The following is an 18427-nucleotide window of genomic DNA, read 5'->3' as shown; positions in this document are numbered from 1 at the left end:
TTCTTTTTCTGTTAGAATTCGCCCCGAACGACAGGTCGCATCCCTGAATCCCTGCTCTGTGCTGTCGGATTTGAGCATAATCTGGTATGTCCTGCATCACACGCTTTGATAACGGGCCTGGGTGCATCGCTACCATGTGCAATAAAGGGATACGATCTTAAGGGCACTGTTGCTGGAAGAGTTCATGATCTGGATAGATTACGTCATCATTGCAGTTATTGGTTTTTCGGCTCTGGTTAGCCTGATCCGGGGGTTTGTTCGGGAAGCATTATCACTCGTCACCTGGGGTTGTGCATTTTTTGTCGCCAGTCATTACTACTCTTTCCTTGCTGTCTGGTTCACCGGTTTTGAAGATGAACTGGTTCGAAACGGCATTGCCATCGCGGTGTTATTTATCGCCACGCTTATCGTCGGGGCGATTGTTAACTACGTGATTGGTTCGCTGGTTGAAAAAACAGGCCTGTCAGGTACTGACAGAGTGCTGGGCGTCTGTTTTGGGGCGTTACGTGGCGTACTTATCGTTTCTGCCATTCTGTTTTTTCTCGATACCTTCACCGGCTTTGCCAAAAGCCCGGACTGGCAGCAGTCCCAGTTGGTTCCCCAGTTCAGTTACGTCATCAGATGGTTTTTTGACTATCTGAAAAGTACGTCGAGTTTTTTACCCCGGTAATGGCGTCGGGGGTGCGGCTTAATGAGGAAATGACTACATGTGCGGTATTGTCGGGATCGCCGGTTTTATGCCGGTCAATCAGTCGATTTATGATGCGTTAACGGTGTTACAACACCGTGGGCAGGATGCCGCAGGCATTGTTACTATTGATGCGCTGAACTGTTTCCGTCTGCGTAAGGCAAATGGTTTGGTCAGCGATGTTTTTGAAGCCCGTCACATGCAGCGCATGCAGGGCAATATGGGTATCGGCCACGTTCGCTATCCGACTGCGGGAAGCTCCAGCGCTTCCGAGGCGCAACCTTTTTACGTCAATTCACCTTACGGTATCACCCTGGCGCATAACGGTAATCTCACCAATGCCCATGAACTGCGTAAGCAGCTGTTTGAGAGTGGACGTCGTCATGTTAACACCACCTCTGATTCCGAAATTTTGCTCAATATTTTCGCGGCTGAACTGGATCGTTTCCAGCATTACCCGCTGGAAGCAGAGAACATCTTTGCTGCCGTTGCGGCGATGCATAAACAGGTTCGTGGTGCTTACGCCTGCGTGTCGATGATTATCGGCCATGGGCTGGTGGCGTTCCGCGATCCAAACGGCATTCGCCCGTTGGTGATTGGTAAGCGCGCGATCGCCGATGGCCGCAATGAATACATGGTCGCTTCTGAGAGCGTGGCATTGGATACGCTGGGCTTTGAGTTTCTGCGTGATGTGGCACCCGGCGAAGCGGTTTATGTCACCGAAAAAGGGCAGCTTTTCACCCGTCAGTGTGCGGAAAACCCGAAAGCTAACCCCTGCCTGTTTGAATACGTCTATTTTGCCCGGCCGGATTCGTTTCTGGATAAAATCTCCGTTTACAGCGCTCGCGTGCGCATGGGGACCAAGCTGGGTCAGAAGATAGCCCGTGAGTGGGAGGACCTGGATATTGACGTGGTGATCCCGATCCCGGAAACCTCCTGCGATATCGCGCTGGAAATGGCCCACATTCTGAATAAGCCCTATCGGCAGGGGTTTGTAAAAAACCGCTACGTTGGCCGCACCTTTATTATGCCCGGCCAGCACCTGCGCCGTAGCGCGGTGCGCCGTAAGCTGAACGCCAACCGCGCGGAATTTCGCGACAAGAATGTGCTGTTGGTCGATGACTCTATCGTGCGTGGCACCACCTCTGAACAGATCATCGAAATGGCCCGTGAAGCCGGTGCGAAAAAAGTGTATCTGGCTTCTGCCGCACCGGAAATCCGCTTTCCAAACGTCTACGGTATTGATATGCCAAGCGCCACCGAGCTGATTGCGCATGGTCGTGAAGTAGAAGAGATCCGTCAGCTGATTGGCGCGGATGCCCTTATTTTCCAGGATCTGAGCGATCTGATTGACGCCGTTCGGGAAGAAAACCCGGATATCGCGCAGTTTGAATGTTCGGTGTTCAACGGTGTTTATGTCACTAAAGATGTCGATCAGCAATATCTGGAATACCTCCAGTCACTGCGTAATGACGATGCCAAAGCGCTGGCCCGTCAGAATGAGGTGGAAAATCTGGAAATGCATAACGAAGGCTGATGTCCTCCGATGTTGCAACAGGTATGATGGGCCGGAAGCGATTCTGGCCCATTTTTACTTTTGCAGACAGGACTGAAACAGCGAGGGAATATAATGCAACGATTGATTGTTGGTATCTCCGGCGCCAGCGGCGTGATCTATGGCATTCGTATGCTACAAATTTTGCAGCAGGTCGGTGATGTCAGTACGCACCTTGTGATGAGCAATGCGGCACGACAGACGCTGGCACTGGAAAGTCACTACTCATTGCGTGAGGTACAGGCGCTGGCCGATGTGGTTCACGATGTGCGGGATATTGCGGCCAGTATCTCTTCCGGCTCATTTAAAACCGCCGGTATGGCGATCCTTCCCTGCTCGATTAAAACCCTCTCTGGCATTGTTCACAGCTACAGCGATGGCCTTTTAACCCGTGCGGCAGATGTTGTGCTGAAAGAGCGGCGTAAACTGGTGCTGTGTGTGCGTGAAACCCCGCTGCACCTTGGACATTTGCGCATGATGACCGCTGCGGCTGAGCTGGGTGCAATCATCATGCCGCCGATGCCCGCTTTCTATCACCAGCCTGAGAACATCATGGACATTGTTGATCAGACCATCAATCGCGTGCTCGATCAGTTCGACATAACGCTCGACAGGGAGCTGTTTACGCGCTGGCAGGGTGCATAGTCGCATGTTGTTGCTTTTTATTGGTGCGTAAGCAGGGGCTGAATTGCTTTAAAATGCATCTGTTGCACCATAATGGGGTGTCATTGCCCTTAGGTGGTCAGAAATCTGCCGAAAAATCCTCGCCTGAACAGGCGATCCTCCCCGTCAGGGGCGTTGCCATACCTTTGCGCTGCAATGGGGCGGCCGTAAATAAAAGTGGCACGAAAGCTGCAAATAGGTTTTGCTGCTACGGCGTACTACACATCACGACTCGATAATAAAAACCAATGTAAGGGGAATCCATGAAAAAGCAGGTACTGACCTTTTCACTGCTGCTCGCACTGGCAATCAGCGGCAGTGCTTTTGCTGCCGTACCAAAAACACTGCGTCTTGGTACTGATCCCACCTATGCACCATTTGAAACAAAAAATGCTCAGGGGCAACTGGTGGGGTTTGATATTGAGCTGGCCAATGAAATCTGTAAACGTCTACAGACCAAATGCAGTTACGTGGAAAGTGACTTTGATGCGTTGATCCCGTCACTGAAAGCGAAAAAAATTGATGCGATCATCTCTTCCCTTTCAATCACCGAGAAGCGCCAGGAAGAGATCGCTTTCTCCGAAAAACTCTATGCCGCTAATTCCCGCCTGATTGCGCCAAAAGGGGCAAAAATTCTGCCGGACGTGGCGTCACTGAAAGGCAAAACTATCGGTCTGTTGCAAGGAACCGTGCAGGAAACTTACGCCAATCAGTACTGGCGTCCTAAGGGGGTTACGGTGACACCTTATGCCAATCAGGACCTGGTTTATCAGGATCTGGCCGCAGGACGAATTGATGCTGCGTTCCAGGATGAAGTGGCCGCCAGTGAAGGTTTCCTCAAGCAGCCGGCAGGTAAGGACTATGCCTTTGCCGGGCCGGCGGTAAAAGATAACAAAATCTTCGGTGTCGGTACCGGGATTGGGATGCGTAAAGATGATGCCGACCTGAAAGCGGCAATCGATAACGCCTTTGATGCCATACGTAAAGATGGTACCTACGCAAAAATAGCGAAGAAATATTTCGACTTTGACGTTTACGGCGGTTAAAAGAACCTGTCATGGGGCCAGCCTTCGGAGGGCGGCCCCGTTTTGTGCGCCTCCGGCGGATGAAACGCGAAGTAATTACCAGGACAGGACATGTTTATGCTGTATGGCTATTCTGAAGTGATATTTAAAGGCGCGCTGGTGACGCTGGAGCTGGCGCTCAGCTCGGTGCTGCTGGCGGTGATCCTCGGTTTGATTGGGGCCGCTGCCAAACTCTCCAACAGCCGTGTGCCGGTGCTGATTTTTGAGGCTTACACCACCCTTATCCGTGGCGTACCGGATCTGGTGCTGATGCTGCTGATTTTTTATGGATTGCAAATCGCGCTGAACGCATTCACCGATCTGCTTGGCGTCGCCCAGTTTGACATCGATCCTATGGTGGCAGGGATTATTACCCTTGGCTTTATCTACGGAGCTTACTTCACCGAAACCTTCCGTGGCGCCTGGATGGCAGTGCCAAAAGGGCAGGTTGAAGCGGCAACCGCCTTCGGTTTTACCTCATCCCAGACATTTCGCCGTATCCTGTTTCCCGGCATGATGCGCTTTGCGCTGCCGGGTATTGGCAACAACTGGCAGGTTATCCTGAAAGCGACCGCGCTGGTATCGCTGCTGGGGCTGGAGGATGTGGTAAAAGCCACCCAGCTGGCGGGAAAAAGCACCTGGCAACCGTTCTGGTTTGCCATTGTTGCCGGAGTGATCTATCTGATTTTCACTACGCTCTCCAATGGGGTGCTGTGGTGGCTTAACCGTCGCTACTCGGTAGGCGTAAGAAGGGCCGATTTATGATGGAGATTATTCTGGAATACGGCAAAGCCCTGCTGTGGAGTGATGGTTACCGTTTTACCGGCGTGGCGATCACGCTGTGGTTACTGATTATTTCCGTGGCGTTGGGGGGTTGCCTGGCCGTGCTGTTGTCCATTGCGCGTGTTTCTCCTGTCAAAGCGGTGCGTTTTCCCGTCTGGCTGTTCACCTATATTTTTCGCGGTACGCCGCTGTATGTGCAGCTGCTGGTGTTTTACTCCGGTATGTACACGCTGGAGGTGGTCAAGGGCAGTGAACTGCTGAACGCCTTTTTCCGCAGTGGACTTAACTGTACGCTACTGGCCCTGACGCTGAATACCTGTGCCTACACCACGGAGATTTTTGCCGGTGCTATTCGCGCGGTGCCCCACGGTGAAATTGAAGCAGCGCGGGCGTATGGATTTTCCACCGTTAAACTGTACCGCTGCATTATTCTGCCTTCGGCGCTGCGCACCGCGCTGCCTGCTTACAGTAATGAAGTGATTCTGATGCTGCATTCCACGGCGCTGGCGTTTACTGCCACGGTGCCCGATCTGCTCAAAGTAGCGCGAGATATTAACGCCGCCACCTACCAGCCGTTTACCGCATTTGGTATTGCAGCCGTACTCTATCTGCTTATCTCGACTGTGTTGATTAGTCTGTTCCGCAAGGCGGAGAAACGCTGGCTGAAGCACGTTAAACCCTCATCAACCCATTGAGCAACATTATGAGTAAAAAATTAAGTGTCACTGAACTGCATAAGCGTTATGGCGAATTTGAGGTGCTGAAAGGCGTATCGCTTCAGGCCAGTGCCGGTGATGTCATCAGTATTATTGGTTCCTCTGGTTCCGGTAAGAGCACCTTTCTGCGCTGCATTAACTTCCTGGAAAAACCCAGTGAAGGCACTATCGCGATTAATAATCAGATGATTAATCTGGTCCGCGATAGCGACGGGCAGCTAAAGGTTGCTGACAAAGAGCAACTTCGCGTACTGCGTACCAGCCTGACCATGGTTTTTCAGCACTTCAACTTGTGGAGTCACATGACGGTGTTACAGAACGTCATGGAGGCCCCAATGCAGGTGCTTGGTCTGAGCAAAGCCGCAGCACAGGAGCGGGCAATTCGTTACCTGGATAAGGTGGGGATAGATGAACGCGCCCGCGCTAAATATCCGGTCAATCTTTCCGGTGGCCAGCAGCAGCGGGTGTCCATCGCGAGGGCGCTGGCGATGGAGCCGGAAGTCCTCCTCTTTGATGAGCCTACCTCGGCACTGGATCCTGAGTTGGTGGGTGAAGTGTTGAAAATCATGCAGAAACTGGCCGAAGAGGGCAAAACAATGGTGGTGGTCACGCATGAAATGGAGTTTGCGCGTCACGTCTCCAGCCACGTTATTTTTCTGCATCAGGGCAGAATAGAGGAAGAGGGGCCGCCGCAGGAACTTTTTACCCAGCCGAAAAGCCCTCGTCTGCAACAGTTTCTCTCTGGCGCGCTGAAGTAATTTCCGGTTAAGGGGGTGAATAGCGGAACGCCGTTACGGTAAAAAAAGCACCCCTGGAGTGAACAGGTGGAGACAGTCCTGTCTCCGCCTGATGCAGGCAGCGTATGCCGGTATCATTTGATTTTTATAACATCCTCAAACCACATCTCTCAGCGCGCTTTCCAGTTCAGGCCAGCGGAAAATGAAACCTGACTCTTCCAGCCGTTTTGGCCGCACATGCTGACCACCCAGCAGTAGCACCGATGATTCACCCATCATCAGCTTAATGGCGCTGGCAGGTGTGCGTACAAACGCCGGTCGATGCATTGCCCGGCCCAGGGTGGCGGCAAACTGCCCGTTACGCACGGCGCCGGGCGCAACCATATTGAATGCTCCCCTCAGAGGTGGGTTATCCAGCAACCATAAAATGGCACCGAGCATGTCATCGAGGTGGATCCACGGCATATATTGCCTGCCATTACCCAGCGGACCGCCAATACCAAACTGAAACGGTAACTTCATTTTTCCCAGCGCGCCCCCTTCCCTGGCCAGTATCACTCCGGTGCGCAGCAGACAGACCCGCGTTATTTCGCTGTCGGCTGCCAGTGCCAGTGCCTCCCATTCGGCACATAACCGGTGGGTAAACTCCTCCTGCCCGGTATCCTCTTCGGTCAGAACCGTATCCTTTCTGTCGCCATAATAGCCGGTGGCAGAGCCTGAAATAAACACGGTTGGTGGTGTGTTACTGGCCTTAATTAAGGCGGCCAGCTGCCCGGTGATATGCCAGCGGCTGTGACAAAGTCGCTTTTTCTGCTGTTCAGTCCAGCGTTTGTCCGCCACAGGCTCCCCCGCCAGATTGATTACTGCATCAATGCCGTTAAGATCGCGCTGTTGATCCAGCCCTGACCAGAGATTAACGTTGTCACCGAGTTTGCGGTGTGCGCCTGCCACATCGCGGGTCACCACACTTAGCTGGTGGCCCCGTTGCAGCAGATGTGGAATAAGATGGCTACCGATCAGGCCGGTTCCGCCGGTCAGTAAAATATGCATCCTGTCTGTCCTTAAAAGGTGAAAGTAAAGGACCCTGCGGCCCACCATTCAGCTTAGAGTATGTTGCGCGGTAACGTGCATGAACCTGCTTATCAAAAAGACGGAGGCAGTGAATTCAGGCCACCGCCCGGAAGGTGGTGCTGTATTGTTATTTCGATGTTGCACAGAGATTGCCTTCCGTTAAAAAAGTGGGTAAACAGGATAAACCCCCTTTGTGAGGAAATCAGGATGAATTACCCTACTATTACACTCTGGTCCGATGCCTGTTTTTTCAGTCCGTATGTGATGTCGGTATATGTTGCGCTGAATGAGAAGGGGGTGCCTTTTTCGATCAGGCATGTTGACCTTTCCAGCCAGCAAAATCTGGCCAGGCCTTATTGTGATATTTCACTGACCTCCAGAGTACCGGCGCTACAAATCGATGATTTTACGCTGTCAGAGTCGTCCGCTATTGTGGAATATCTTGAGGAGCGTTTTCCGGCACCGGACTATGAGCGCCTGTATCCCCGTGACCGTGAAAAACGCGCCAGAGCGCGTGAAATTCAGGCCTGGCTGCGAAGTGATTTGATACCGCTCCGTGAGGAGCGACCCACCGATGTGTTGTTTGCCGGAGAAACCTTTGCTCCTCTTAGCGAAAAGGGAAAGCGCTCAGCCTCTGTACTCTTTACGGCCGTGGCGCGTTTGCTGCAACCAGGACAGCACAACCTGTTTGGCGAGTGGTCGATTGCCGATACCGATCTGGCATTAATGATCAACCGGCTGGTATTGCATGGCGATGCGGTGCCTGATTTCATGGCGGACTATGCCCGTTTCCAGTGGCAACGCGCGTCAGTCCGGCTGTGGCTGGCGGAGTCGTCCAGAAGTTACGCTGAGTAGCACACTGCGGGATTATAAATTTTTGTTAGCCGTGGCACACTGCCCCGGAAAAACCGATAAGCGCTTATGCGCCTGAACAGAAAAGGGTGAAGGATGGTGGAGCAAGACAGCGGCGTGGAATGGGTGGATATCGTTAATGAAGATAACGAGGTCATTGCACAATCCAGCCGGGCACAGATGCGGGCACAATGTTTGCGTCACCGCGCAACCTACATCGTGGTTCATGATGGCACGGGGAATATTCTCGTTCAGCGACGCACCACGATAAAAGACTTTATGCCTGGGATGCTGGATGCCACCGCCGGTGGCGTGGTGCAGAGCGGTGAGGAGCTGCTTGAATCTGCCCGACGCGAAGCAGAAGAAGAACTGGGCATAGCCGATGTGCCCTTTGCGGAACACGGCGTGTTTTATTTTGAGGATCAACACTGCCGTGTCTGGGGAGGATTGTTCAGCTGTGTTTCGCACGGTCCTTTTGCCATGCAGGAAGAAGAAGTGGATGAGGTTTTCTGGATGACACCGGAAGAGATCACCTCACGTTGCGATGAGTTCACCGATGACTCCCTGAAAGCGCTGTCGCTCTGGCTGAGCCGCAACAGCGAACAAAACCATCAGCCTGCCGCCAGGTAGCGATAACGCGCGGGTTTATGCATTAAGCCGTATTTTATTCCCGGATGCATCCGTCGTTTGCATCCGGTGTCCTGCTTTGACGGAGTGATGTTTGATAAACCGCAGCGGAATAATGAACTCCAGGCAAGAGTGGTAAAAGCCTGGTCATCACCGATGTCAGGACTCTTTTTATTGGCATAAAGGAATTAAGGACGGCAGAATAGATAGCAGGTTAAGTATTTCAACCATTATTAAATAGGCTGGCAATGGGTAAAAATCATTGAGGCCGGGTTACCCGGGGAGATTAACCCGGCCTGGTAGCAGAGATTATCTTTAAATACATTGCAACTTAATCAGAATAACCGCGGAAATTAATTCCCACTCAGATCGCTGAGGCAAGTTGGGTTTTTGTCGCAGGGAGTGATATAAGGCGATCCCTTTTCAATTGGAAGTGAGTGAACGGTCCCACGAGCGGCATCAGCCGCGAAGACTGTGAACATTGACAACGAGATAAAGAATAAAAATTTAGAAATGTTTTTCATTTGCTAACCCTCCGTTATTGGTAAGTGGAATTTATCATAATGAGTATGGTTGTAAAATGAATTTTTTGTTTTGAGATTAATCTTAGCGATATGAAATATTGCCCCTGCTATAAAATTTTCGATGAAAATATCTTACTCAAGAGGTGGAACTTTTTTGGTTTATTTACCACCCGCTAAATATAAATGGCAGTTTAATCGAAGAAAGCAGACGTTATTGCCAGGGCTACCGTAGTTGTTTATCCATTTTTAAAAGCGGCTTCTTTGAACAGGCAGACTACTGCTTTGGCGATGTCATTTTGTCTGCTGCGTCGACAGCGCTGAAAACATTGCCTTCAGGGACTGGCGTCCCCTGAGGATTACTGGCAGATAAACAGCCTGATGGAGTGTCTTCACCGCCGGGTCACCGGCCAGTTGGTCAAAGGTTAAATGCGCTTGCTGAACATCAAGGCAGGTCTGAGTAGCCTCAGGATTAACTATAACCTCAGTGTCTCATTCTGACGCTGCGCACCGCTATTTATTGCGAGCAGCGGTGCGGGGAGGCAGAAGCAGATAGCGTTATTTCGCTACGAAACGCGCACTGTCAGCGTGTGATCTTTTCATCAGTCTCCCGGAAAGACCGCGGGCAGATCGGCCACCCTGTTTTCGGCAATATCGACGTCAGTTAATATCAGATCTTTTTGGGAATATCGTAGATAGCGGGTACAGGGTTTCCTCGTGGAATATCGTAGGTGGTCAATTTCTCCTGTTCTGCCAAAGAACAGTTTTTTTCGGGTTGGTTGCTGGTTGGAGAAAAATCTGATTTGCCTGAGGGGGATGAACCTTCCTTACTTTTTATCAGTTTCTGACGAAATGGTTCAAATTCATCAAATAAAACATAATCTGTATCATCGTCATATAAGGCGCTAATGCGGGGAGCCTCTTTTGGAGGCGTTGATATTACGCCAGAGTCATCCTCGGTTTTTAATAAAACGTCATCCCTGAAGTGAACTCTTCTGGGTTCCGTCTCCCGAGAATTCATTGATGCTTTGTATTGACTATATGCTTCAGCGCTCATTCTTAGCCTGGGATGTAAGCATGAAATGGGGGGCTTCAGTTCTGATATTTTTACTTTTTTGTTATTTGTAACATATCCGCCAGAGGAGTGATGGGTTTTAGTTGAAACTTCCGGGGAAGTTAAAGAATTTATACTTGTATTTGAACCGCAACAACATGATTTAACACCGAAAGGCATGCAAGTCCTCCTTGAGGATATAAATTTAGAATTGTGTTAAAGAACAGTTTTCCGAGGGGCCGTTCTGTAACTTTGATTATTAAAAGGGGCGCTAATGACCGGGGTGAATATATTTTCACGATTCAGTCACGCCCACTTTAATAAAATTTGTTTCTGAGAGGAAATTTAATTTTCGGCTGAACCCAGGACTGAATGAAAGGCCGAACCCTGACAAGGCGGCGCGGCCTGTGAGTCAAAAATGGTATTAATGCGCCGGACTGCTCTGACGCATTTTTTCACCGCGGCGACGCAGTAACTCCATCACGATAAGCAGGATTAACGAGGCGCCAATCATCAGCGTGGCGGCAGCGGCGATGGTGGGGTCAAGGTTTTCGCGGATCCCCGCAAACATCTGGATGGGCAGTGTGCGCTGACGCGGACTGGCAAGAAACAGTGTCACCACCACCTCGTCAAATGAAGCAGCAAAGGCGAAGAGTGCGCCAGAAAAGACCCCAGGCGCGATCAGCGGCAATGTCACTTTACGAAAGGTCAGCAAGGGTGATGCGCCAAGGCTGGCGGCGGCACGTGACAGATTGGTGTCATAGCTTTTCAGCACAGCCACTACGGTAATCACGACAAAAGGCACTCCGAGCAGGGCATGTGCCAGCACCAGCCCCAGATAACTGTTGAGCAGGGATAATTTGGCAAAGAAGAAAAACATCCCTACGGCGATAATCACCACGGGGGCAACCATCGGAGAGATCAGGATTGCCATCACCAGCCCTTTGCCGCGAAATTCTCCGCGCACCAGTCCCATTGATGCCAGCACGCCTGACACGGTGGCAAGCAGCGTGGCCAATGGGGCAATCATCAGACTGTTAAGCAGTGAACTCAGCCATTCCTGGGAATGGAAGAAGGTCTGATACCAGCGCAACGAAAAGCCACTGAGCGGGTAGCTCAGAAATGAACTGGAATTAAATGAAAGCGGTACGATCACCAGGATCGGCACAATCAAAAAAAGTAATACGGCTGCACTGTAAAAATTAAAAAAGGCGTTCCAAAGGCGGAGTATCTGGCTGCCATTTTGTCTCATCATCTTCTCCTTACCTTAATGCGCTGCCGCTTCGGCGGAAGTCCGGGTGACGCGCAGGTAAACAACATACAGCAGCATGACAATAATCAGCAGCTGGCTTCCCAGTGCGGCGGCCATACCCCAGTTCATGGTGCCATTGGTAAAGAAAGCAACGAAGTAACTGACCATCTGGTCATCCGGCGCACCAAGCAGGGCAGGCGTCACGTAATAGCCAATCGCCATCATAAATACCAACAGTGCGCCTGCCGCCACGCCGGCATAGGTTTGTGGTACATAGACGCGCCAGAACGCGACAAAAGGGTGTGCGCCGAGCGAGATGGCAGCACGAACATAACCCGGAGAAATACCCTTCATCACGGCATATAAAGGCAGAACAATAAAAGGCAGCAGAATATGGGTCATGGAAATAAATACCCCAATGCGGTTGAAAACCAGCGTCAGCGGATGTTCGATAATGCCAATACCCATCAGTGCACGGTTGATCAGACCGCCGGATTGTAACAGCACAATCCAGCTGGCGGTTCGCACAATCAGTGAGGTCCAGAAGGGAAGCAGCACCATAATCATCAGTAAATTGGCGCGATTAGAGGGCTGTTTTGCCAGCCAGTATGCCAGCGGATAGCCAATACCAACGCACAACAGCGTAACCACCAGCGCCATCCACAGCGTGCGCAGCAGGACGTTGACATACAGCGCCTGATCAGCAGGAAGTCTGGTTATTTCGCCGCTTTTGACGTCAACCTTACGGTCGAATACCGATAACAGATAGTAACTGGTTACCGGTCTGGCGGCGCGTTGCAGCGTCTGCCAGGTGGATAATTCCCCCCACAGCGGTTGTCCGGCAATCATTGCTTCCTTTACCTTTTCACCGTTTTCCGGCATCAGGCGGGGAACCGTAATGATCAGACGGCGAAAGCTGGGGTCCTCATAGCTCATGCGCTTGGCAACGGTGGCAATCTGGCCGTGTTCGCGGGCGCTGGTCAGCTCTTTGCCAAGCAGGGCATAAAGGGCGTCGTCCGGCAGCGTTTTGCCTGACCACTGCTGCAGTGCGGCGGTGGTTTGCGGCAATGTGTCGCTGAATTCAGGATTGTCGACACTCTTACTGAGAATAGAGAAGATTGGAAAAAGAAAGCAGATCATCACGAAGACAAGCAGGGGGGCTATCAGCAGTAGCGAACGACGGGTTTTCGCCCGATCCACCTGACGTAGCCGTTGGATCAGGGCTGGCTCTTTTTTCACGTTGGGGGCGCTGGCAGATTCCATAACCGGGTTTTGACTCATTGCTGGCTCCTTTCGTTGTCGGCGGTCGGGCCAGTATTTCAGCCCGACCCACCGGATTTACTTAGCGGCCCATGCGTTGAAACGCTGTTCGAGTTCTTCACCGTGTTCCAGCCAGAAATCACTGCTCACCTGGACCGATTTTGCCAGATTCTCTGGCGCGGTAGGCAGCGTGCTCAGGCGTTTGGGATCCAGCATTTTGCCCGCGTTGACGTTGGTTGGGCCGTAGGGAATGTTTTCTGCAAAGACTTTCTGATTTTCTGGCTGGTTAGCGAAAGCAATAAACTGTTCAGCCAGCGCTTTATGCTTCGAGCCTTTAACGATCGCCCAGTTGTCAAGGTCATAGATTGCATTATCCCAGACGATGTTAAAGTGATGTCCTTCGTTCTGTGCAGCGCCAATACGGCCGTTGTAGGCAGAACTCATTACCACATCGCCGGAAACCAGCCATTGCAGCGGCTGTGCGCCAGATTCCCACCACTGAATATTCGGTTTGATCTGATCCAGTTTTTTAAACGCCCGATCGACACCTGCCGGCGTGGCCAGCACTTTATAAACATCTTCGCGTTTGACACCATCGGCCATCAGCGCGATTTCCAGGGTGTATTTGGCGCTCTTACGCAGCGCACGCTTGCCGGGGAAATCTTTGGTGTTCCAGAAGTCAGCCCAGCTGGCAGGGCCTTTTTTCAGTTTGCTGGCATCATAAGTCAGTACGGTGGACCAGACGAAGATACCGGCGCCGCATTCGGTGATGGCTGCGGGAATAAAGTCAGCTTTTTTGCCTAACTTACTCCAGTCCATTTTTTCGAACAGCCCTTCTTCACAGCCGCGTTGCAATTCCGGCGTTTCCAGTTCGACCACATCCCAGCCGATTTGGCCAGTTTCCACCATCGCGCGGATACGGGCCATTTCACCGTTATATTCTCCCGCCTCAATGGTGCCTTTTCCGGCAGCGGTAAAGGGTTTGTAGAAGGCCTTGTCCTGGGCATCTTTGTTGGTTCCGCCGAAAGAAACAACGGTCAGTGTTTCTGCCTGTGCGTGCAGTGCAAATGTTGCCAGAACCAGTGCTGCTAACTTTTTAACCATCCCAAAACTCCCGTCGTTATTGTTATCAGCAGGAAAACCTGCTGTTCAGTTAATGCATGCTTTGTGCCAGACATTTTTTCACTCAGTGACATAAAATTGATGAGAGCAGGTTCAGCGCTGCCCGGAACTGTGCATCCGGGATGGTGAGCGGATAAAGGAAACGGATCACGTTGCCATGTATGCCGCAGGTCAGCAGGATCAGTCCCTGTTCCAGGGCTTTCTGCTGGATGTCGCGGGCAATGGTTGCAGAAGGCTGACCGCTGGCCGGATCGTTGAATTCGGCTGCCACCATTGAGCCCAGCGCACGTACTTGAACCAGCGCCGGGTTACCGCAGCCGTTGAGGGTTTCCACCAACTCGGCACCCAGACGCAGGGCGCGCTGGCACAGCTGTTCTTCTTCTATCACATCCAGTACCGCCAGCGATGAGGCGATGGCCAGTGGGTTACCGGCGTAGGTGCCGCCCAGTCCGCCAGGCAGCGGTGCATCCATGATTTCCGCACGTCCTGCGACGGCAGAGATGGGCAAGCCGCCACCCAGGCTTTTAGCCATGGTGATCAGATCGGGTTTAACCGGGTAATATTCGCTGGCGAACACTTTACCGGTGCGGGCAAAACCGGTCTGAATTTCGTCGGCTATCAGTAAAATGCCATACTGGTCACAGAGTTCGCGCAGTGTGCAGACAAATTCCGTTGGGGCAATATTGAAACCGCCTTCCCCCTGAATGGGTTCAAAAATAATGGCGGCGACGTCCTGTGGGCTGATATCACAGCGGAAAATCGTTTCAAGACTTTCCATTGCATCCTCAGTTGTGTAGCCATGCAGGGCATTGGGGTAACGGGCGTGGAACACCGAGCCTGGGAAAGGGCCAAAACCGGTTTTGTAGGGAACGACTTTGCCGGTCAGGGCCATTGTCATCATGGTGCGTCCATGGAACGCACCGGTAAAGGCGATAACGCCCGCGCGGCCGGTGGCGGCACGGGCAATCTTCACCGCGTTCTCCACCGCTTCGGCACCGGTCGAGAAAAAGGTGGATTTGGCCGGACCGTCAATGGGCACCAGCCGGTTAAGGCGTTCCGCCAGCAACAGATAGCTCTCATACGGGATCACCTGAAAAGCGGTATGGGTGAAGCAGTCAAGCTGACGTTTTACGGCATCAATCACTTTCGGATGACGATGGCCGGTATTGAGAACGGCAATACCGGCGGTAAAATCGGTATACTCTCGTCCCTGATGGTCCCACAGTGTGGCGTTTTCGGCGCGGACAGCGTAAAAATCACTCATCACGCCAACGCCACGCGGCGTGGCAGCTAAACGACGCTGTTGAACTTCACTGTTGCTCATGGCTGTACCTCATCGGATGTCGGCGCGCGGCTTCTTCCACACGCATTGGGCTGTCTCGTTTTTACCGTTTTGTGGGATTTATAATCCAGAGCCAGTTTTTTTTATTTGGGGGTACCAATTTTGCGAACGTTACTTGGCGACCTGCTTGCACACCGTCTTAGCCAGTCTCCTGCGGGTGCGCTGAATAAGCGTTTGTATGACGTTTTGCAGACAGCTATCCAGGAAGGGGCCATTGCGACCGGCTGCCGGCTGCCTGCCTCCCGCGACCTGGCGAAGGAGCTGAGCGTGTCGCGCAACACGGTGCTGGCTGCCTATGAGCAACTTCAGTCTGAAGGCTATCTGCAAACCCGTACCGGCAGCGGCACTTTCGTCAGCGAGCAGTTGCCGGAGGTCGCGCCTGAAAATAACGAACCGGCGCTGGCGAACGCGATGTCATTCAGTTACGGCAGTTTGTCCAGGCGCGGCACGCGGGTTTTAAGCCGCAGCGGGGCGGGAGCCTATCAGTGGGGGGCATTTATGCCCGGCGTGCCGGACGTCAGTCATATGCCGCATGATATCTGGCGTAAAATTCAGCTGAAGCTCAGTCGCAGGATGCCGGTTGAGGCGCTGAGTTACTCCAACCACGGCGGCTGTTTGCAGTTGCAACAGGCGCTTGCCGAGTATCTGCGGGTTATCCGCTCGCTAACTTGCACCCATGACCAGATTTTGATCACTGCCGGTACGCATCAGTCGCTGGATCTGCTGGCGAAAATGTTCTGCGATCCGGGCGACGGTGCGTGGATCGAGGAACCGGGTTACTGGGGATTTCGCAACGTTCTGTCGGTGAATGGCGTTGAGCTGTTGCCCACCCCGGTGGATGAACATGGCATGGTGCTGCCGGATATCGCCACGCTTAGCGAAAAAACGCCGGTACCCAGGCTGATCTGCGTGACGCCTTCTCATCAGTATCCGCTGGGATCGGTCATGAGCCTGCAACGTCGTCAGCAGCTGCTGGCGCTGGCCAAATCCTGTGGAAGCTGGGTGGTGGAGGATGACTATGACGGTGAATTTCGCTTTGGCGACAGCCCGATCCCGGCGTTGCAGGGATTATCGGGGGATGCGCCGGTAATCTATCTTGGCACCTTCAGTAAGTCCCTCTACCCGGGTCTGCGTCTGAGTTATATGGTGGTGCCCAGGCCGCTGGCGGCAAGGATGAAAATGGCCCATTCTGAACTTTATCGTGGCGGGAACGGTCTGGTGCAGCTGACCCTGGCCGAATTTATCCGCGAGGGGCACTATGCTGCCCATGTTCGCCGGATGCGTCAGCTTTACAGCCGCCGTCGCGCGGCGTTGGTTGAGACAATCACCTCCAGCCTTGGTCCCGCTTTTCTGGCACAGCAAAGCAACGCCGGATTGCATCTGATCCTCTCGTTGCCGGACAGCATTGATGATGTGGCGCTGGCGGCAGAGCTGGAGCAAATGGGCGTACTGACGCGACCGCTGTCTGCCTACTACCTGCTCGGCAGCAGCCGCCGTGGGTTGCTGCTGGGGTATGCCTGCGTTGAGGAACAACATATGGCCGCCACTTTTGAGCCGGTGCTTAACTGCCTGCGGCGTCGTCTTCTTCCTGCCTGAGTGCATGCTTCACTCTGGGGCATGATGCACTGTTAAAGTGCACCATGCTTGCCTGATCCTACCGCCTGTCACCTGCCGGTAAAATATTAAATAATTAAATATGTTTTTAATCATGTAGTTATTGTTTTTTATTGAGGGGGTTTCTGTCTGGCATTGTCAAATTCTGCTTGTGGAAAGGAAAAACGTTGTGGTAGAGCTAAAAAGAGTCACCTGTCGGGGAGGCGGATGCTCTGCCGGAACCGTTAGTTATTTATCCTGTCTGGACGAGAGAATGCCATGAGAAAGCTGGTCAGTTTTAAGAACATCAAAAAGAGCTACGACGGCGAAAAGTGGGTGGTGCGAAATCTCAATCTGGACGTGGAAGAGGGAGAGTTTCTGACGCTGTTAGGCCCCTCCGGCTCTGGTAAAACCACCAGTCTGATGATGCTGGCAGGGTTTGAAACGCCAACCGCCGGAGAGATATTTTTGCGCGACAAGCCTCTGCATATGCTGCCCCCACACCAGCGCGATATTGGCATGGTGTTCCAGAATTATGCGCTGTTTCCTCACATGACGGTGGCGGAAAATCTGGCCTTTCCTCTGACCATCCGTCGTCTGAGTAAAGCTGATGTGAAAGAGCGCGTCAGCAAGGTACTGGATATGATCAAGCTGACTTCACTGGCCGACCGCTATCCGGCGCAAATGTCCGGCGGTCAGCAGCAGCGCGTTGCTCTGGCGAGGGCGCTGGTTTTTGAACCCCGGCTGGTATTGATGGATGAACCGCTTGGCGCGCTGGACAAACAGCTACGTGAGCATATGCAGATGGAAATTAAACAATTGCATGAAATGCTTGGTCTGACCATTGTCTATGTTACTCACGATCAGAGTGAGGCCATGACCATGTCCAACCGTGTGGCGGTGTTTAACGACGGGATGATCCAGCAAATGGACAGCCCGGAGCGGCTGTATGAGTTACCGTCCAACGCATTTGTCGCGCAATTTATCGGTGAAAACAACAGCCTGCTGGCCACGCAGCGGGCAAGTCAGGGCGATTATTATAATGTGCAGCTGGATGACGGTACGCGACTGGATGCGTTGAAGGTTCGGCCAAGTTCGCCCGGCAAAAAAATCCAGCTCAGTATTCGCCCGGAGCGGGTTAACGTTAATGCCCCGGAAGCAGGAGACCAGCAGGTGTGTGCGCGTATTCAGCAATTTATCTATCTGGGTGATCATGTGCGGATGCTGACTGAAGTGGCCGGTCAGGGGAATTTTATGGTTAAGCTCAGTCCGGTGAAGATGGACAGCCGCTGGAAACCCGGTAGTGAAGTGACGTTATCATGGCAGCCACAGCATCTGCGGGCACTGGATGTGATGATCCAGTAAAGGTATCGTACATCCGTTGCACACAAGTCTGGCCCGAAACATGTGATAGTCGGTGAGGGCTAATCGCTGCGGTTCAAAGCGGCAACACACCAGCAAAGCTGGCGGATAATTAGCAAAATCATTCTGCCAAATATCACTGTGCGGACAGTCATTATCCCTGAG

At 52.4% G+C, this 18427-nt stretch carries 17 protein-coding genes; 11 read left to right on the top strand and 6 right to left on the bottom strand.

The genetic code is table 11. The features are described from left to right. The first annotated feature begins 184 nt into the window (after positions 1 to 184). From cvpA to hisP, 7 genes are all read left to right on the top strand, one after another. Complete coding sequence (gene cvpA, locus EB241_RS01255; RefSeq protein WP_124231419.1) at positions 185 to 670, top strand: colicin V production protein; 486 nt, start codon at positions 185 to 187, stop codon at positions 668 to 670. A gap of 37 nt (positions 671 to 707) precedes the next feature. Next, positions 708 to 2225, top strand: a complete 1518-nt coding sequence (gene purF, locus EB241_RS01250) for an amidophosphoribosyltransferase (protein WP_124231418.1) — start codon at positions 708 to 710, stop codon at positions 2223 to 2225. A gap of 93 nt (positions 2226 to 2318) precedes the next feature. Beyond that, on the top strand, positions 2319 to 2888 hold the full coding sequence (locus tag EB241_RS01245) for a UbiX family flavin prenyltransferase (protein ID WP_124231417.1): 570 nt from the start codon (positions 2319 to 2321) through the stop codon (positions 2886 to 2888). Positions 2889 to 3169: 281 nt separating this feature from the next. Beyond that, the gene (locus EB241_RS01240; protein ID WP_124231416.1) at positions 3170 to 3952 is read left to right on the top strand and encodes a lysine/arginine/ornithine ABC transporter substrate-binding protein; all 783 of its coding nucleotides are present in this window, start codon (positions 3170 to 3172) and stop codon (positions 3950 to 3952) included. Between the two features lie 96 nt (positions 3953 to 4048). Continuing rightward, entirely contained in the window at positions 4049 to 4735 is a 687-nt protein-coding gene (locus EB241_RS01235; RefSeq protein WP_124231662.1) for a histidine ABC transporter permease HisQ, read from the top strand. Beyond that, positions 4732 to 5448 (top strand): ABC transporter permease, encoded by a 717-nt coding sequence (locus EB241_RS01230; protein WP_124231415.1) that lies wholly within the window; start codon positions 4732 to 4734, stop codon positions 5446 to 5448. Before EB241_RS01235 ends, EB241_RS01230 begins: the two co-directional genes overlap by 4 nt. An 8-nt stretch (positions 5449 to 5456) precedes the next feature. Continuing rightward, positions 5457 to 6227 carry a histidine ABC transporter ATP-binding protein HisP gene (hisP, locus tag EB241_RS01225; protein WP_124231414.1) on the top strand — a complete coding sequence of 257 codons (771 nt, stop codon included), beginning with the start codon at positions 5457 to 5459 and terminating at the stop codon, positions 6225 to 6227. A gap of 135 nt (positions 6228 to 6362) precedes the next feature. Here the strand turns inward: hisP and EB241_RS01220 are convergent, their stop codons facing one another. Further along, positions 6363 to 7256 (bottom strand): TIGR01777 family oxidoreductase, encoded by an 894-nt coding sequence (locus tag EB241_RS01220; RefSeq protein WP_124231413.1) that lies wholly within the window; start codon positions 7254 to 7256, stop codon positions 6363 to 6365. Between the two features lie 228 nt (positions 7257 to 7484). Here EB241_RS01220 and yfcF point away from each other — a divergent pair, with 228 nt between their 5' ends. Next, positions 7485 to 8132 carry a glutathione transferase gene (gene yfcF, locus EB241_RS01215; protein ID WP_124231412.1) on the top strand — a complete coding sequence of 216 codons (648 nt, stop codon included), beginning with the start codon at positions 7485 to 7487 and terminating at the stop codon, positions 8130 to 8132. Between the two features lie 93 nt (positions 8133 to 8225). Further along, positions 8226 to 8759, top strand: coding sequence for an NUDIX hydrolase YfcD (yfcD, locus tag EB241_RS01210; RefSeq protein ID WP_124231411.1), 534 nt, complete (start codon positions 8226 to 8228; stop codon positions 8757 to 8759). A gap of 1188 nt (positions 8760 to 9947) precedes the next feature. Here the strand turns inward: yfcD and EB241_RS01205 are convergent. The 5 genes from EB241_RS01205 to EB241_RS01185 all read right to left on the bottom strand — a co-directional run bounded on the left by EB241_RS01205 (position 9948) and on the right by EB241_RS01185 (position 15289). Beyond that, positions 9948 to 10511: a hypothetical protein gene (locus tag EB241_RS01205; protein ID WP_124231410.1), complete on the bottom strand. Its 564-nt coding sequence runs from the start codon at positions 10509 to 10511 to the stop codon at positions 9948 to 9950. A 244-nt stretch (positions 10512 to 10755) separates the two neighbouring features. Then, the gene (locus EB241_RS01200) at positions 10756 to 11583 is read right to left on the bottom strand and encodes an ABC transporter permease (protein WP_124231661.1); all 828 of its coding nucleotides are present in this window, start codon (positions 11581 to 11583) and stop codon (positions 10756 to 10758) included. A 15-nt stretch (positions 11584 to 11598) separates the two neighbouring features. After that, entirely contained in the window at positions 11599 to 12864 is a 1266-nt protein-coding gene (locus EB241_RS01195; protein WP_124231409.1) for an ABC transporter permease, read from the bottom strand. Positions 12865 to 12921: 57 nt separating this feature from the next. Beyond that, positions 12922 to 13947 (bottom strand): polyamine ABC transporter substrate-binding protein, encoded by a 1026-nt coding sequence (locus tag EB241_RS01190; protein WP_124231408.1) that lies wholly within the window; start codon positions 13945 to 13947, stop codon positions 12922 to 12924. 82 nt (positions 13948 to 14029) lie between these two features. After that, a complete protein-coding gene (locus EB241_RS01185; RefSeq protein WP_124231407.1) occupies positions 14030 to 15289 on the bottom strand; it encodes a 4-aminobutyrate--2-oxoglutarate transaminase in 1260 nt (419 codons plus the stop codon). A 120-nt stretch (positions 15290 to 15409) separates the two neighbouring features. Between EB241_RS01185 and pdxR the strand changes: the two genes are divergently transcribed. Together pdxR and EB241_RS01175 are read left to right on the top strand one after the other, a co-directional pair. Continuing rightward, on the top strand, positions 15410 to 16903 hold the full coding sequence (gene pdxR / locus EB241_RS01180; RefSeq protein ID WP_124231406.1) for a MocR-like pyridoxine biosynthesis transcription factor PdxR: 1494 nt from the start codon (positions 15410 to 15412) through the stop codon (positions 16901 to 16903). Between the two features lie 276 nt (positions 16904 to 17179). Then, positions 17180 to 18265, top strand: a complete 1086-nt coding sequence (locus EB241_RS01175) for an ABC transporter ATP-binding protein (protein WP_124231405.1) — start codon at positions 17180 to 17182, stop codon at positions 18263 to 18265. Positions 18266 to 18427 lie beyond the last annotated feature (162 nt).

This window comes from Erwinia psidii (genome assembly GCF_003846135.1).
Taxonomy (GTDB): domain Bacteria; phylum Pseudomonadota; class Gammaproteobacteria; order Enterobacterales; family Enterobacteriaceae; genus Erwinia; species Erwinia psidii.
Note: the sequence above shows the minus strand (reverse complement) of the source record. Positions and strands in the feature narration are given on the sequence as shown.

Excerpts from the sequence above, each read along its gene's own strand:
- cvpA (WP_124231419.1), top strand. The coding sequence starts at position 185 with ATGATCTGGATAGATTACGTCATCATTGCAGTTATTGGTTTTTCGGCT.
- purF (WP_124231418.1), top strand. The coding sequence starts at position 708 with ATGTGCGGTATTGTCGGGATCGCCGGTTTTATGCCGGTCAATCAGTCG.
- EB241_RS01245 (WP_124231417.1), top strand. The coding sequence starts at position 2,319 with ATGCAACGATTGATTGTTGGTATCTCCGGCGCCAGCGGCGTGATCTAT.
- EB241_RS01240 (WP_124231416.1), top strand. The coding sequence starts at position 3,170 with ATGAAAAAGCAGGTACTGACCTTTTCACTGCTGCTCGCACTGGCAATC.
- EB241_RS01235 (WP_124231662.1), top strand. The coding sequence starts at position 4,049 with ATGCTGTATGGCTATTCTGAAGTGATATTTAAAGGCGCGCTGGTGACG.
- EB241_RS01230 (WP_124231415.1), top strand. The coding sequence starts at position 4,732 with ATGATGGAGATTATTCTGGAATACGGCAAAGCCCTGCTGTGGAGTGAT.
- hisP (WP_124231414.1), top strand. The coding sequence starts at position 5,457 with ATGAGTAAAAAATTAAGTGTCACTGAACTGCATAAGCGTTATGGCGAA.
- EB241_RS01220 (WP_124231413.1), bottom strand. The coding sequence starts at position 7,256 with ATGCATATTTTACTGACCGGCGGAACCGGCCTGATCGGTAGCCATCTT.
- yfcF (WP_124231412.1), top strand. The coding sequence starts at position 7,485 with ATGAATTACCCTACTATTACACTCTGGTCCGATGCCTGTTTTTTCAGT.
- yfcD (WP_124231411.1), top strand. The coding sequence starts at position 8,226 with ATGGTGGAGCAAGACAGCGGCGTGGAATGGGTGGATATCGTTAATGAA.
- EB241_RS01205 (WP_124231410.1), bottom strand. The coding sequence starts at position 10,511 with ATGCCTTTCGGTGTTAAATCATGTTGTTGCGGTTCAAATACAAGTATA.
- EB241_RS01200 (WP_124231661.1), bottom strand. The coding sequence starts at position 11,583 with ATGAGACAAAATGGCAGCCAGATACTCCGCCTTTGGAACGCCTTTTTT.
- EB241_RS01195 (WP_124231409.1), bottom strand. The coding sequence starts at position 12,864 with ATGAGTCAAAACCCGGTTATGGAATCTGCCAGCGCCCCCAACGTGAAA.
- EB241_RS01190 (WP_124231408.1), bottom strand. The coding sequence starts at position 13,947 with ATGGTTAAAAAGTTAGCAGCACTGGTTCTGGCAACATTTGCACTGCAC.
- EB241_RS01185 (WP_124231407.1), bottom strand. The coding sequence starts at position 15,289 with ATGAGCAACAGTGAAGTTCAACAGCGTCGTTTAGCTGCCACGCCGCGT.
- EB241_RS01175 (WP_124231405.1), top strand. The coding sequence starts at position 17,180 with ATGAGAAAGCTGGTCAGTTTTAAGAACATCAAAAAGAGCTACGACGGC.